This is a genomic window from Pseudoalteromonas porphyrae (assembly GCF_001298125.1).
GTDB classification, from domain to species: Bacteria; Pseudomonadota; Gammaproteobacteria; order Enterobacterales; family Alteromonadaceae; genus Pseudoalteromonas; species Pseudoalteromonas neustonica.
The window spans coordinates 22,694-36,998 of sequence record NZ_LHPH01000033.1 but is presented as its reverse complement, the minus strand read 5'-3'; the positions used below and the strand labels follow the sequence as shown (position 1 = coordinate 36,998).

Genomic DNA, 14,305 nt, shown 5'->3' with positions numbered 1-14,305 from the left:
GAGTTTATTTTCGACAATATAACAAAGCGCATATTCAAATGTACCCGGCAAAATTTGCTCAGAAAAATTGATAGGAATGAATTTATTTTGGCAGGATAAGTCAGGCTTGTAGTTGGCCATAACAGTTTACCGTGGGTGAATAATATCTATTAGATCACAGTAACCCAGTGGATTCAAGGTTAAAAAGCAATCAAGTCAAATGTGCAGAACCAGTTCCTAAAAAGAGTAATTCTACAACCTCAACGCCTTGCTAAGCGGATAAAAATGGTTGGTTAAAATCGCGCAGCGATAACCAACTGTTTTTATTCCGTTTAAGCAACTTGTTAGGCATTTTTTAGTGGATTAAACTTCTCTAAATAACTTTTTATATCCAATCTGATTTGGTGTACTGCATCTTCAATCTGACTTACTCCACAACCCCTTTCATATAGTTGCTGATTTATATTGTTACTTACCCAGCCATAATTGCTCTCTAGTGTCTCAATATATTTGCCTTGAGCTAGAGAATTTCTATATTCTGTTATTTCCGTAAAATTAATACTGTGCTGAACTTCAAATCGATTTTGTAAAAGGTCAATAATCTTACTTCTAATTTCTTCAGGAAGAAATGGATCCGATTTATACTCTCGTATCAAAGACATTAATCGTTGTTGGAGAGGACTAACTGGAACTCCACCATGAAATTCTCCTTGTTCTAATATTTGTGCCTTGTTATCTAAAAACTCTTGATTTACCTCGGCAATCGTTTCTTTAGTTTTCATAGCATTTAGCCAATAATGATCACTATCTTCTTCAAATTCAGAGAATAATGAATCAGATGCCTTAATTAGGGAGTTGATAACATGCTTATGATATTCAGTATTTACTGAATTCAGTAACGTATTTTTGGCTTTCAGATAAGTAAGTATTGCAACTCCAGCCATTACTAAATAAAACCCTATTTGGGCAATTTTAGAGTAATCATCGATACTCATTCGTACTCCTATGTTGAATGCCTAACAACTTTATCAAAGGACACTTTCCTCTTTTTATGAGCAATGTATGTCCTATTATATATTTTTATTATTAATAACAAATACTGTAACACATTGCCAGCTTTAAACTTTAAGTCGGGCTGTTCTTTTAATAATGTGTAAAAAAGAGGAAAGTGTCCTCATTTCTTGACTTAGAAGGAAAATCACCAGCACTGTATATAAACACAGTTAATGGCATTTAAAATGAAAACTAAATCCCCTTTTCTTAATAATCTTATCGACTATATGTATAGCCATCACTATGCTAAAAAGTCTATTGAAACTTATTTGAAACTTATGTATTTTGGACGAGTGCCTATATCCATTTCCATAATAAGCGTCATCCAGCCAGTATGGGGAATAATGAAGTAGAAATATTTTTAAATCACCTAACAGTCACTAAGAAAGTGGCAGCGAAAACACAAGCAACCGCTTTAAATGCACTTGCTTTTTTATATAAACATATAAATAAACGACATTATTTGATAGCAAGTTTACTATACCCATGTTTTGCAACAAGGTGCCAATGGCGTAGTGAGCCCGTTTTCGAGATTATCATAGCTGAGGCTTAAATATTTTGTGCTATACGCGATATAAAATTGCTGCTACATGACTTAATACAGCATTGATACTTTAAATTTCCATAAAAAACCACGGCTGTTAACCGTGGCTCTTAGTATTACTGATTAAACCAACTTACTTCAACGCTTGTTCAACCACTGGGTAGTGATCCCATACGTGCTTATCGCTTAAAGAACGTACTAACTTAACGTATTCTGCATGTGTCCATGCAAGCGGAGTGGCGGAGTTGGTGCCCTCGCCGAGTGTATAACCTGCTTTATTGTTGCCTACGCCATCCCATACTTGCTCTGGCAGCATCATGCCTTCGTTGGCAAACTGCTCTAACCCTTTCACATAAGTGTTTTTAATAGATTGTTGCTTGTCTGCGTTTAACGATTGCGTGGCATTTGCGGCGGCAATTTCGTAATGGCCTCGCTCACCGGTAAAAAACGGCCATACACGCCCACGTTGGCCGGGGGTATTTTGCCCGCCTTCGGCGTAGTTTGCGCCAGTTACTTCGTCCTCACCGTAGCCGTCGTTACCATAACGGCGAAAACCTGGGAATGAGCCGCTGCCATCGCTAAACTGATAGCTGTACTTAACTTGTAAGTTATCGGCTAACGTTTCATCGTCATACTCTGGCAAGGTTTTTACAATGCTTGGAGCAAGTGCATCGCGCACGCCATAACGTACTAACTCTAAAAAGCCACCGTCTAAAATTTGCTTTTTATTAAAGCCTTCACGACCATTATTAGCATTAATTTTAGTGTTTGAATTGGCGTCTTTGTCTTGGCCTATTCGAATAAAATACTCACCGTCTGAGTTGATTGATTCTAAATTACCGGCGGTGGTAAACATCATGCTTTCTATGCCGCTATTATATTTTTTAGCGGTTTCAAGATAGCGTTTAGCATTTTGATCATCACCTGCAAGTGTTGCAATATCAGCAGCAGTAATAAGGCCTGCTACAACGGCGGCTGTGGTTGATGGTGAATAGCCCGCTTGCTCTTCCCAGCGCTCTTGCTGAGTAGCTGGCGGTGTTATTTGCATGTCGTTCCACAAAATTTTGGCGCGCCCACCGTCTACCAAAAAGTCAGCAGCAGGTTTTAACATGCGCCCGTACCAACCAGTTAGCTCTGCATCTGTTAACACATCTGCTTGGTGCAATTTCCACGCGAGCATAATTGGCATAGCGGTTTGATCTAGCTGTACGCCCACCCATTCAAGCTCGCCGTCGACGTGTGTTTTTTGTAGAAACCAGCCTGTATCGCCCTTGTTGCCCGGTGTTTTATTATTTACTTGTACTTTTTCAAGGTATTCGAATGCAGTTTTAGCTGTAGCAGTGTCGCCAAGTGCCATAAACGCCATAGCAACTTGATAAAAATCCCTCACCCATACAGCTTTATAACCGGTTGAACCTGTTTTGGCTGAGACTGTTTCGCCCCATGGATTTGATAACGAAGCAATAAGCGCACCAGCGTGCGTTTTATCTTCTTGCGCTTTTAACACCATGGCACTGGTGTAAAGTAGCTTGCCGTTATCAGTAGTTTGCTCGCTCATGGTATTGAGCGGTGCTAAGCTTTGTAGATAATCTTGCCAGCCTAATGCGTCGCCTTTTCCGTTGTAGTTATCAAGTACGTGTTGATAGCCACGCGCTAAACTTGCTTGGCCTTGCTTAAAGCTCGCTTGCTCGTTGTTGCCAAAACTCAGGGTTAGATCAAATTGGCTGTTGTTGCCAATCTCACCCAGCTCGGCAAGTAAACTCACATTACCTGATTGCTCACCGGTATTTTGATAAACGCTTGCAAGCTGTTGAGTCGTTTTTAGCGCATTTAAACCATCACTTTTGCCTGTAAAGCCCACGCTGGTCTGTTTAAATGGTTTAGCGCCTTGTAATGACAAGTAACTATCGCCCTGCCATGCAACTAGCCCTTGCTCTGTGGTTTTTGCAAAATCATCCAGGCCATTATTATCTATGTATGGATTTACCGTTACATAGGCTTTTACGCTTTTAAGCTGAGTATTAAAAATACTGCGCACAAATAAAGTTTGCCCGTCTGGATCGGTAAATATGTGTTTTTCAAGGCTGAAGCGGCCTTGTTTATCTGTGCTTGTTACTTTGTAAGCCAATGATAACGGTCGGCCGTGCTCATCTTTATATAAGTAGTCAATTGTTACGTCAAGATCATCCGTTTCAGTTACGGTAAAATCTTTACCGACAACCACAAACTGCATGTCTTTAATTTGTGCTTGGTGAATTAGCCCAAACATGGTTTCGGTGATCACTCCTTTTGCTATCGAAAACCATACTTTTGAGACTTTACCCGTCGCTGCGCTGTCGCTATAAGCGCCATTTTGATATTGCTCAAACGAAGTACCAATACCTGTTTTACCTGCGAATGCCCAAAACGGGTCAATACCTGGGGCACCGGGTGCGCTTAGTTGCTCAGTTACTTTGGGGGTGTCTGTTAAGGCTTGCTCTGAGCTACACGCCGTTAAGCCAAGCATGAGTAAACTTGTGGTGATCATGTTGTATTTTTTCATTTTTAAACCCTTAAATCTTATCTGTTAGCTATAAGCGTTACTGCGCGTGTTTAACACGCATAACAGCAACCGCTGCCAGTACAAACGACACCGCGCCCAATACTAGTGCGTAAATAGGTTGGTTTTCAAAAAAGTGACGTAAAATTAGGCCCAATATGCTGGCTGCCAGTAATTGGGGGATCACAATAAAAAAGTTAAATATGCCCATATACACGCCCATTTTATGACTCGGTACTGACGTGCTTAACATGGCATACGGCAGCGATAGAATAGACGCCCAAGCGAAACCAATGCCGATCATTGGCCAAATAAGTAAGGTAGGATCTTTAATTACAATAAAGCTGACTAAACCCAAAGCGCCTAAAATTAAGTTAATTGCGTGAGCGAGTTTTAAACCAATGCGCTTTACGATGACCGGTATACATAATGCAGCCAGTGCGGCAAACCCATTGTACGCGGCAAATAAAATGCCTACCCAGTCAGCGCCATTGTTATAAGCCGCAGAGCTGGTATCACTGCTACCATAATGAAAGCTAGTGACCGCTGAGGTGGTGTAAATCCACATTGCAAACAGCGCAAACCAGCTAAAAAATTGCACCCACGCCAATTGTTTCATCGCCTCTGGCATCGTGAATACATCGTTGACTACTTGATAAAAACCACCCGCAGTATGCTGTTTGGCTTTTAACGTACCGGCAATAAATTGAATAATCCCAAAGCACACTAAACCAGCGGCGAGTAAATACAGCTCTTTTTCAAGCCCCAGCCCCATTACAAGGGCAAGTACACTTATGCCCAGTGCGGTAAAAATTGCGCCGCCTTTGCTAAAGTTAACGGTGTTAGTAATGTCGACTTGCTCAGCATCGCTGTCTTGTTCGTTAAACTTTGCAAGTTGTTGTGGTGAATATTCTTTGGTAGTTAAAATAGTCCAGCCCACGGCGACCAATAAAACCACGCCACCAAAATAAAACGAATACTTTACAGAGTCAGGAATTTGCCCCGCAGGCGCGGTGTTAGCAATATCAAACCAATTGGTCATCATCCACGGTAATGCCGATGCCACAACAGCGCCAACGCCAATAAAAAAGCTTTGCATGGCATAACCTGTTGCACGTTGTTTTTTTGGTAAGTTATCGCCCACTAAAGCGCGAAAAGGTTCCATTGTGACATTGATTGACGCATCCATGATCCACAGCATGCCTGCTGCAATCCAAAGCGTTGGCGAGTTTGGCATAATAAACAGCGATAAGGTCGTTAAAATTGCGCCATATAAAAAGAACGGACGGCGGCGGCCTAATTTTCCCCAGGTTTTATCACTCCAATAGCCAATAATTGGCTGTACAATTAAACCCGTTAGCGGCGCTGCCACCCATAAAATAGGAATGTCATCAACGTTTGCACCCAATGTTTGAAATATGCGGCTTACGTTACCGTTTTGCAGCGCAAAGCCAAACTGAATACCTAAAAAGCCAAAGCACATATTCCATATTTGCCAAAAGCTTAAATCGGGTTTGTTATCTTTCATTGTGTGCTCCAGTGGTGAGAACTGCACTGCTAAGCGCATCTAGCGTTAAACTTATCTGTGCGTGTTCTTCGTTGATAGTCATGGCAGCTGTTTGGTTTGCTTCTAGTAAATCCAATAACTTAAACTCGCCACGCTTGTCATCAACTAAGGTGGTCATTGGAATTTCAATGGTGACTATTGTTTGTGCACTCGAAAAATTACTCACGACCCAAAGTTGTTGATTACCAATACTGCGGCTAAACGCGGCAACGTGCTCGCTGCCAGTCACGATAAGGGGTTGCATGTCGCCAGCAACAACTGCTGGGTGTTTACTCAACGCCATAATCGCTTTGTAGTAGTTCCGTAACTGACTTTGTTCAGGCGTGAGTGCTCCGCCGTCAAATTTGCCGTTGTTCATCCATGCTTGGTGCGCGGGTACGCCAATGTAATCAAAAATGCTGGTGCGAGTGGGTTTACCAAAGCCTGCGTATTCTGAGCCGTCTTCGCCTACATCTTGAGCAAAGTACAACAGTGTTGGCGCGCGGCTAATAAGGTGAGATACCACCAGCGCGGGCTTACCTTTTGCTGCATTACCTGCAAAATCAGGGCTGGCTATGCGTTGTTCGTCGTGGTTTTCTAAAAAGTGCAGCATGTGCTGTTCAATGTCTGCAACGGCTTGCTGTGGTGCAAAAATGCTATTTGCCGCTTGTTTACCTTGCATAACGCCTTTAAGCGTGTCGTAAAAGCCTACTTTATCGTAAAGGTAATCCATTTTCCCTTGTTGGATATACGGGCGGTATAGTGCTGGGTTGTATACTTCGGCCAATAAAAAGGCTTCTGGATTATGCATTTTAATAGAGGAGTTTAAAAAGCTCCAAAACTCAACGGGCACCATTTCGGCCATATCATAACGAAAACCATCTACGCCTTTATCAAGCCAATACAGCGCGATATCACGAAATTTATACCAGCTGTTTGGCAGCTCTTTATCTTGCCAAAACTCAAAGTGCGCCCTTAAGTCTTTGTTTGCGTAGTCAGGTGGTAAGCTAGGGAAGTCATAGCTGCCATCGGGTTTTACACCGTAATTTACTTTTATGGTTTCGTACCAATCGTTTATATCTGGCTTGGCAGCTCGTGCACCGTTACCCGTCCACTTTGCGGGTGTTTCATCAAATAGATTATCGGCTAATGGATGCGCGTTACCACCAAGTACTTGGTAGCCTTCGCTGGTTGGCACTTGAAAAGACTGCCCAGTGACATAATAAAAGTTATTGTCGCGCGCATATTCTACGCTGGTGTCATCTTGCTCACCAAAATCTTTAACGCCCATAGGTTTTGCGGTTGACTTATAGTGGCGCGCAACATGGTTTGGCACAATATCAATCACTACTTTCATGCCATGTTGGTGAGTGCGTGTAATGAGCGCTGAAAATTCTTCAAGGCGACGTTCTGGATTGATGGCTAAATCTGGGTTAACGTCGTAATAGTCTTTAATCGCATAAGGTGAACCTGCACGGCCTTTTACAACATCAGGATCATCTTGACTAATGCCGTATTGGCTGTAATCACCCACCAGCGCATGATGAAGCACGCCCGTATACCAAATATGGGTAGTACCCAGTTCTTTTATGCCACTTAAAGCCGCATCATTAAAATCACTGAATGTACCTACACCGTTTTGCTCTTTCGTTCCCCACGGTACGTTAGCCGTTTGCGTATTACCAAATAAACGCGTGAATACTTGATACACAACGGGTTTAGAGTGTTCGGTGACGTGTTCGTGTACTTTTTGCGCTTTAGCCTTCGGTGCGGGTTCTTCAGAGCAGCCACTTAAAAGTAAGCCACTGGCTAATATTAATGGGCCATATTTGAGCGTGCTAATGGTGATTTTTTGTGTTGTCATAATTTTATTACTTACTCAGACATTTACATGTCATTTTTGTTATATTTTTAATACTAATGTGAACCGCCACTGACTAACAGCGGCTGCATACGTATTCACACTATTCAATCACTAACACCACTGCACTCATTGCGGGTAAGGTGACTGCTTTATTTAAATTTACTGTTTGTTGAGTAAATAGCTCAGTTGCATGTATTTGACTACCAAGCACTTCTTCCATGTAATGAAGTGGCCAACTTTTCATCTCAGCATGTTTGTTTAAAAACACCAGCACGGTTTGTTTTTCGCTTGTGCGTGCGTAACTATACACCCCATCCTTTGGGCTAAAATGAGTGAGTTTACCTTGGCTCAGTGCAGCGCTTTGTTTTCTAAAATTAAGTAAGGTGCTAATCGTTTGCAGCATATCACGTTGATCAATTGTTAAGCCTTGCCCTGTAAAGGCGTTACTTTTTTGGCCTTTAAAACCACCGGGAAAATCAATGCGAATATCGCCGTGATCGTTACTGCCTGTGTTATCAAGCAGTACTTCGGTGCCGTAATACATTTGTGCAATGCCGCGAGTAGTAAGCAGCAGAGTCATCGCCATTTTAGTTTTAGCAAGATCTTGCTTAAGCTGGGTATATACACGGCTCATATCGTGGTTATCAGCAAACACTAATAAATTATCTGGATTTGGGTATAAAAAGTCATTCGCGATCGATTGATACACTTTAACCCAGCCGGTGTTCCAGCTTTCATCTTCATTAAGTGCTTGAATAAGTGATTCTTGCAATGAAAAGTCCATCACACTGGGTAAGCTTGACGTATAACCATCATTATTTACTTTGCCTGCTTGCCAGTATGAAGCAATCGCGGGGTTTGACGTCCATTCTTCACCCACAATATTAAACTGTGGGTACTCGGTCATGATTGCTTTGGTCCAGTTAGCTAAAAAGGCTTTGTCAGAGTATGAGTAGGTATCTACTCGAATACCGCTTAAATCAGCGTACTCAATCCACCAAATGGCATTTTGAATAAGGTAGTTTGCCAATAATGGCTGGCGTTGGTTTAGATCAGGCATGGTGGCAACAAACCAGCCATCACTAAACTGGCGTTTATCAAAGTCGCTGGCGTGGGGATCTTGAATGGTTTGTCTTGCATGGCTGGTTGCATGTTTTCCATTTGCAAAATCGCCATTAAAATTGATCCAATCAGCGGTGGGTTTGTCTTTCATCCATACGTGTTCAGAGCCAAAGTGATTAAGCACTAAATCCATTACCAAGCCGATGCCGTGTTGCTTAGCTTTCGCTGCCAGTTCCCTATAAAGTGCATTGGAACCCATACGCGAGTCTATTTTGTAAAAATCAGTAATAGCATAGCCATGATACGAATAACTTGGCATGTTGTTCTCAAGCGGCGGCGTTAGCCAAAGTTGAGTTACACCCAGTTTTTGTAAGTATGGCAACGCATCAATTACCCCTTGTATATCACCACCATGACGCCCGCCTCGCTCAATTGGATTTGCAGCCTCTAACATGCCTTTTACGCTGTCGTTAGTGCTGTCGCCATTGGCAAAACGATCGGGATTAATTAAATAAAGTGTGTCGCTACTATCAAAACCACGTCGTTTACTGCTATTGGCTTTGCGCGCATTTAATGAATATTCAAAACGCCCGCCCGCAGCACTATTAAACACTAACGTACCCGGCTTTGCACTTGGGCTTATTTCAAGGTTTAAAAAGGCGTAATTTGGGTTATCTGTTTTTATTATGTTGTGTAAATTTACGCCAGAGTATGGCATTAATTGCCATTGATGCTTAGCAACGTTTTGTTTATGAAGCATAATTTGCAATGAATTAGTTTGCATACCAACCCACCAGCTTTGTGGTGATGCCGTCATTGCATTAACGTTTATGCACGTAGTTAAAAGTGCGCTTACTAAAAAAATCTGAATGAGTGATTTCATATTAATTACTTTTTATCCTCGCTAAAAACTCATTATGCGTTGGTAATTGCTTTACCGTGGTGCTGATCAGCGTTTTTAGATTTGTAAATAACTCTGCTAATTGTTCATCATTGAGCGCATCGGCTAATGGGTTATAGTCTTGCGCTTTAAGCCCTTGGCCTATCATTACTTGCTGCCACGCAACCTCTGCAAATAGCTCATCGTCTTGGCGTATAATTTTGCCTGTGTCTTTAAATAAATCAATTTTGGTTTGCAGTGATTTGGGAATGCTCATTTGCTTACACTGACGCCAAAATGCACTGTCGGTACGATCAGTAAGTTTATAATGCAAAATAATAAAATCGCGGATACGTTCGATTTCGGTTTGGCTTTGCTGGTTAAACGTATCAACCAATGATTGCTCAATGTTGTTATGCGCAAAGAGTTTAATTAAACGAATAACAGCGGTTTGGATCAAATGAATACTGGTCGATTCTAATGGCTCTAAAAAGCCACTTGATAAGCCAATGGCTACCACATTTTTATGCCACTGTTTGCGCCTGCGCCCTGTTTTAAAGCGAATAACGCGAGGCTCTGTGATTGGTTCACCAGCAATGTTATCAAGCAGTTGTTGCTTGGCTTGTTCATCAGTTAAGTGACGACTTGAATACACTAAGCCATTGCCAACACGGTGCTGTAGTGGTATTTGCCATTGCCAACCCGCATCACGGGCGATAGAGCGAGTGTAAGGCACGGGATCGGCTGTGCTTTTAGTCTGCACCGCTATAGCACTATCGCAAGGTAGCCAATGTGACCAGTCTTCAAAGCCTGTGTTGAGGGTCTTTTCAATTAGTAATGCACTTAAGCCAGTGCAATCTATAAATAAGTCACCGTTTATTATTTGTCCGCTCGAAAGCTCAAGTGCTGTTACAAAGCCGCTCTCGGTACATTGCTTAACATGAGCAATTTTGCCTTCAATACGTTTAACGCCCCGTGATATGGCCAGCTCTTTTAAAAACTCACCGTACAGTGTGGCATCAAAATGATAGGCGTAATTTAAGCCGGTAAGTTGAGTATTAGGAATGTGTTGTAAGTGGGTAAACTTATGCTGCTTTGCAGCTTGGTAGTTAAGCGAAAAATCCCAAAAGTCAGTCGCGTTGCCTTGTTGCTTGGCTTTTAGCCAAAAGTTGTAAAACTCACAAAACGGAAAGTCTTTGCCAATATCACCAAAGGCGTGCATGTATTTATGATTTTGTTCGCGCCAGTTTTCAAATTCAATACCAAGCTTAATCGTTGCTTGGGTTGCTTTAATAAACTCACTTTCTCGAATCCCCAGTGCGCCATTAAGATGCTGAATGGGCGGAATGCTGGCCTCGCCTACACCAACAGTGCCTATTTGATCCGACTCAATCAGTGTGATCTCTATCACTTTACCAAGCACTTTATTCAATAACGACGCTGTGATCCACCCTGCGCTACCACCACCGGCAATAATGACCTGTTTTATTTTTTGCTGTTGCATTCTCTTTTCCACCGTTATGATCTTTTTTCAGTGTAGCTCAGCGATATAAAAAAGCCCTTGTAAAACAAATTACAAGGGCTTTTAAACGCTAAAGAATGTTATAGTTTGTAACTAAAGCCAAGTAAGAACGTACGACCGTAATCTTGGTAATCACGTACTTGTAAATCACTACTACCTTGTAATGACACAAAGGGTTCTTCAGTAATATTTTGCACTTGGAAAGTCACGCTTAGCCCGTCTAAGCTTTCTATGCCTGCTTCTGTAAAGTCATAACCAATTTGCGCATCAAAAATGGTTTCGCCTTTAATATCAACCTGTGTAGTTGCAAAGCCTAGGCCGTAAACATCGCCTTTAAAATCACTGCGTTTACGCATGCTAGTACGCGCTTGGAAGCCATTACGCTCATAATAAGCCGTTAGGCTGTCAATTTGATCTGATAAGCCTGGTAATTCATATTCATTACCCTTTTGATCAGTAATATCTTGCTCTACTGCGGTATGGCTGGCAATTAAACCAAAGCCGTCAAGCGAAGGGTGAAATATATTAAATGGCAATGCAAGAGATAGTTCATAACCCCATAAATTACCTTCACCACCGTTTATTTTTCCTGATCCAGAGCCTGTTGAATTAGCAGGTATTTCACCTGTTGCTGGATCAGCAACTCCGGTCATATCAACTTCGTAATTACCATCGAATATCCATTGCGTAATATCTTTGTAGAAGAAAGCTGCGGCAAAGTAACCTTCTGCATTAAAGTAATTTTCGTAACTTAAATCAAACCCTGTTGCTTCTTTTGGTTCTAGTAAAGGGTTACCGCCTGAAATATTCCAGTTGTTTCCATCATTATTTTGTTGTTCACTATAAGACGCACTAATAGATGCATTCATTTCATCTAAGCGAGCACGTGAAATAGTTTTTGCAGCACCAAAACGAATGGTTTGGTCTTCGTCAATCCTAAACGCTAAATTAATACTTGGTAAAAAATGGCTATAGTCATGACTTACATCCGTTGGCGAAACAACAACTAAGCCATCAATCGTGTTTGCAGCAGACCCTTGTGATGATTGATCAGTTTGCACATAACGCGCACCAATATTACCTGTTACAGGAATTGAGCCTAACTCTGCATTGATATCCAGTTGTGCAAATACCGCAATAACTTCTTCTTGTACTGCCCACGATTGTGTTTTGTGTTTTTGGTCCGTTAAGCTCTCTTGTAATAAATCATAGTAGCCATCGTTCACTAGACCGTTAGTGTCATAGGCGACCATATTGCCCATACCGATAAAATCAAGGCTTGCTGTACCTTGGCGGTATTGTTCAGGAATAGACAACATACCCGGGTTTGACAGCGAGAAGCCTTTTAATGTCATGAAGTAACCTTCTGACACTTTGCTCTTTTCGCGGTCACGATATGAAATACCAAAGCTTACGTTGCTAAAATATTCACTTTCAAGTGCTTTGCTGGCAGCAAGTTTTAATGTACTTAATTCGTCGTTAATTTCTGGTGCATTAATAAAGCCATCTTGTGCTGTATTTTGGTATGGCGTGTCTTTTAATCCATATTTGTCATTAAGTGCGGCACTTCCACCCCATGATAATGGGCCACCTAATTGAATTAAATCATAATCGCTGTAATCTAGTTCATGTGAAAATTGCGCGCCTGTGTTACCGCCATCAAATACGTATCCAATGTTATCAGCTATGCCATTTGCATCACCTCGACCAGTACCAGAATAGCTTTCGATACTCCAAATTTGGCGTTCTACTTCTGAGCGACTGGCATCAAATTCCACAGACCATGAATCATCGATATCATATTTTGTATTAAAACCAAATTGAGTTAGTTCTGCATTACGTTCTTCATAGTCATTACGTACAACAACACGTTGGCCTTGGGTTACAGCACTGGTGATAAAGTCGGAATTTGTATCAACAACTTCTGAACCAGAGCGTATTTTACCTTGTCCCCAACCAAAGGGTACTTCAATACCGCGAAGTATTTTTTCATCTGAAAAATCAACATAAAGTGCATCAAATGTCATATTCAAGCGATCAGTGGGCGCAGCTTCAATTACCAACATAGCTGAATCGCGCTCAAGAGTGGACGAACGTACAAACGGCTTTGCGCCACCTAAAATAGGGTTATATGGGCCAACAGTTGTGTCGTCTTTAAGTTTATTTTCAGAAATACTGTAATCAGGGTAACCCCAAGAGTTCCAACGTTTTTCTTGATTAGGTGAACTCATTTTATTGTATGCAAATGCAACACCGATAGTGTCATCTGCAAATTGGTCTATGTACGAAACCGTACCGCGGAAACCTTGGTCATCGCCGTCAGGGTTTAGCTTTTCAAAACCCGTTTGCTCTAATTGACCATTGAACATGATCACACGCTCGCCTTTACTTAAAGGCTTTACGGTTTGCATATCGATAACACCGGCAATACCTTCAGCGTCTAAACTTGCGCTTGGTGTTTTATAGACGGTTACACCGCTCATTATTTCTGATGGGTAAAGGTCAAACTCAACGCCACGGTTGTCACCAATAGACACTTGCTCACGGCCATTAAACGTTGTTGCACTTTCATTTTCGCTAAAACCACGCACACTCACACGGCTTGCACGTCCGTCTAGGCGCTGTGCAGTCAGGCCCGGCAGGCGTGCAATTGACTCTGCGATTGATGAATCAGGTAATTTACCAATATCTTCTGCAGAAATAGATTCAACCACTTCTGATGAAAAACGCTTTGTATTGATTGATTCAACAACGCTGCCACGAAAACCTTTCACTTCGATGACTTCAACGTCATTCTTTGCTGTTTGCTGCTCATCTTGTGCGTGTGAAGCGAAACTGCTAATACCTGCGGTCGCAAGTGCAATTGTTAATATACTTGGTTTGAACATAGACATGATGTTTTCCCGTTACCCATATTATTTATTACCAGCGTAATAACAGGCTTGTGATAGAAGCACCGTTATTCGCTGGCTGATTTTGTTGTCAGGATGAATATTAACGCCCGCTTTATTTTATTAACAACTTTATGCATACGTATTCACAGTAGAATAAAACCATCACTTTTAACAAAAATTTCACAAGAATACTGGCAACACCTTGTTTTTATAGAGGTAAAAAATAAATATGTTGGTGCAATAAGCACTAAAACAAATTTCATAATACTAAATAAGTAAATTCAAAACTAACTGACTTATAACACTCTAAAATACAAGTAACTATCAATTTCAATTATTAGTTGTGGCATTGTATATCACCCCTGGCAATTGGTAAGACCAATAATCATTTGCACCAACACAATACAAAGTCAATGAAAGCC

The 14,305-nt window shown here is 41.5% G+C and carries 8 protein-coding genes; 1 reads left to right on the top strand and 7 read right to left on the bottom strand.

What is annotated here, in order from left to right:
- Nucleotides 1-323: 323 nt before the first annotated feature.
- Complete coding sequence (locus ADS77_RS20195; RefSeq protein WP_054456024.1) at nucleotides 324-974, bottom strand: hypothetical protein; 651 nt, start codon at nucleotides 972-974, stop codon at nucleotides 324-326.
- Nucleotides 975-1,333: 359 nt separating this feature from the next.
- On the opposite strand from ADS77_RS20195, the gene ADS77_RS22815 reads away from it, so the two are divergent.
- Nucleotides 1,334-1,585 carry a phage integrase N-terminal SAM-like domain-containing protein gene (locus ADS77_RS22815; protein WP_235575819.1) on the top strand — a complete coding sequence of 84 codons (252 nt, stop codon included), beginning with the start codon at nucleotides 1,334-1,336 and terminating at the stop codon, nucleotides 1,583-1,585.
- Nucleotides 1,586-1,709: 124 nt separating this feature from the next.
- Here the strand turns inward: ADS77_RS22815 and ADS77_RS20180 are convergent, their stop codons facing one another.
- The 6 genes from ADS77_RS20180 to ADS77_RS20155 form a co-directional block, all read right to left on the bottom strand.
- Nucleotides 1,710-4,118, bottom strand: a complete 2,409-nt coding sequence (locus ADS77_RS20180; protein WP_054456018.1) for a glycoside hydrolase family 15 protein — start codon at nucleotides 4,116-4,118, stop codon at nucleotides 1,710-1,712.
- Nucleotides 4,119-4,155: 37 nt separating this feature from the next.
- Complete coding sequence (locus tag ADS77_RS20175; protein WP_054456016.1) at nucleotides 4,156-5,643, bottom strand: MFS transporter; 1,488 nt, start codon at nucleotides 5,641-5,643, stop codon at nucleotides 4,156-4,158.
- Nucleotides 5,633-7,525, bottom strand: coding sequence for an alpha-amylase family protein (locus tag ADS77_RS20170; protein ID WP_054456014.1), 1,893 nt, complete (start codon nucleotides 7,523-7,525; stop codon nucleotides 5,633-5,635). Before ADS77_RS20170 ends, ADS77_RS20175 begins: the two co-directional genes overlap by 11 nt.
- A 100-nt stretch (nucleotides 7,526-7,625) precedes the next feature.
- A complete protein-coding gene (locus ADS77_RS20165; RefSeq protein ID WP_054456012.1) occupies nucleotides 7,626-9,470 on the bottom strand; it encodes a glycoside hydrolase family 13 protein in 1,845 nt (614 codons plus the stop codon).
- Between the two features lies 1 nt (nucleotide 9,471).
- Nucleotides 9,472-10,971 (bottom strand): tryptophan halogenase family protein, encoded by a 1,500-nt coding sequence (locus ADS77_RS20160; RefSeq protein ID WP_054456006.1) that lies wholly within the window; start codon nucleotides 10,969-10,971, stop codon nucleotides 9,472-9,474.
- 98 nt (nucleotides 10,972-11,069) lie between these two features.
- Nucleotides 11,070-13,883, bottom strand: a complete 2,814-nt coding sequence (locus ADS77_RS20155) for a TonB-dependent receptor (RefSeq protein WP_054456003.1) — start codon at nucleotides 13,881-13,883, stop codon at nucleotides 11,070-11,072.
- Nucleotides 13,884-14,305: the final 422 nt, after the last annotated feature.

Bases quoted from the DNA above. Each gene is read 5' to 3' on its own strand.
- ADS77_RS20195 (WP_054456024.1), bottom strand. From the start codon at position 974: ATGAGTATCGATGATTACTCTAAAATTGCCCAAATAGGGTTTTATTTA.
- ADS77_RS20160 (WP_054456006.1), bottom strand. From the start codon at position 10,971: ATGCAACAGCAAAAAATAAAACAGGTCATTATTGCCGGTGGTGGTAGC.
- ADS77_RS20155 (WP_054456003.1), bottom strand. From the start codon at position 13,883: ATGTCTATGTTCAAACCAAGTATATTAACAATTGCACTTGCGACCGCA.
- ADS77_RS20180 (WP_054456018.1), bottom strand. From the start codon at position 4,118: ATGAAAAAATACAACATGATCACCACAAGTTTACTCATGCTTGGCTTA.
- ADS77_RS20170 (WP_054456014.1), bottom strand. From the start codon at position 7,525: ATGACAACACAAAAAATCACCATTAGCACGCTCAAATATGGCCCATTA.
- ADS77_RS20175 (WP_054456016.1), bottom strand. From the start codon at position 5,643: ATGAAAGATAACAAACCCGATTTAAGCTTTTGGCAAATATGGAATATG.
- ADS77_RS20165 (WP_054456012.1), bottom strand. From the start codon at position 9,470: ATGAAATCACTCATTCAGATTTTTTTAGTAAGCGCACTTTTAACTACG.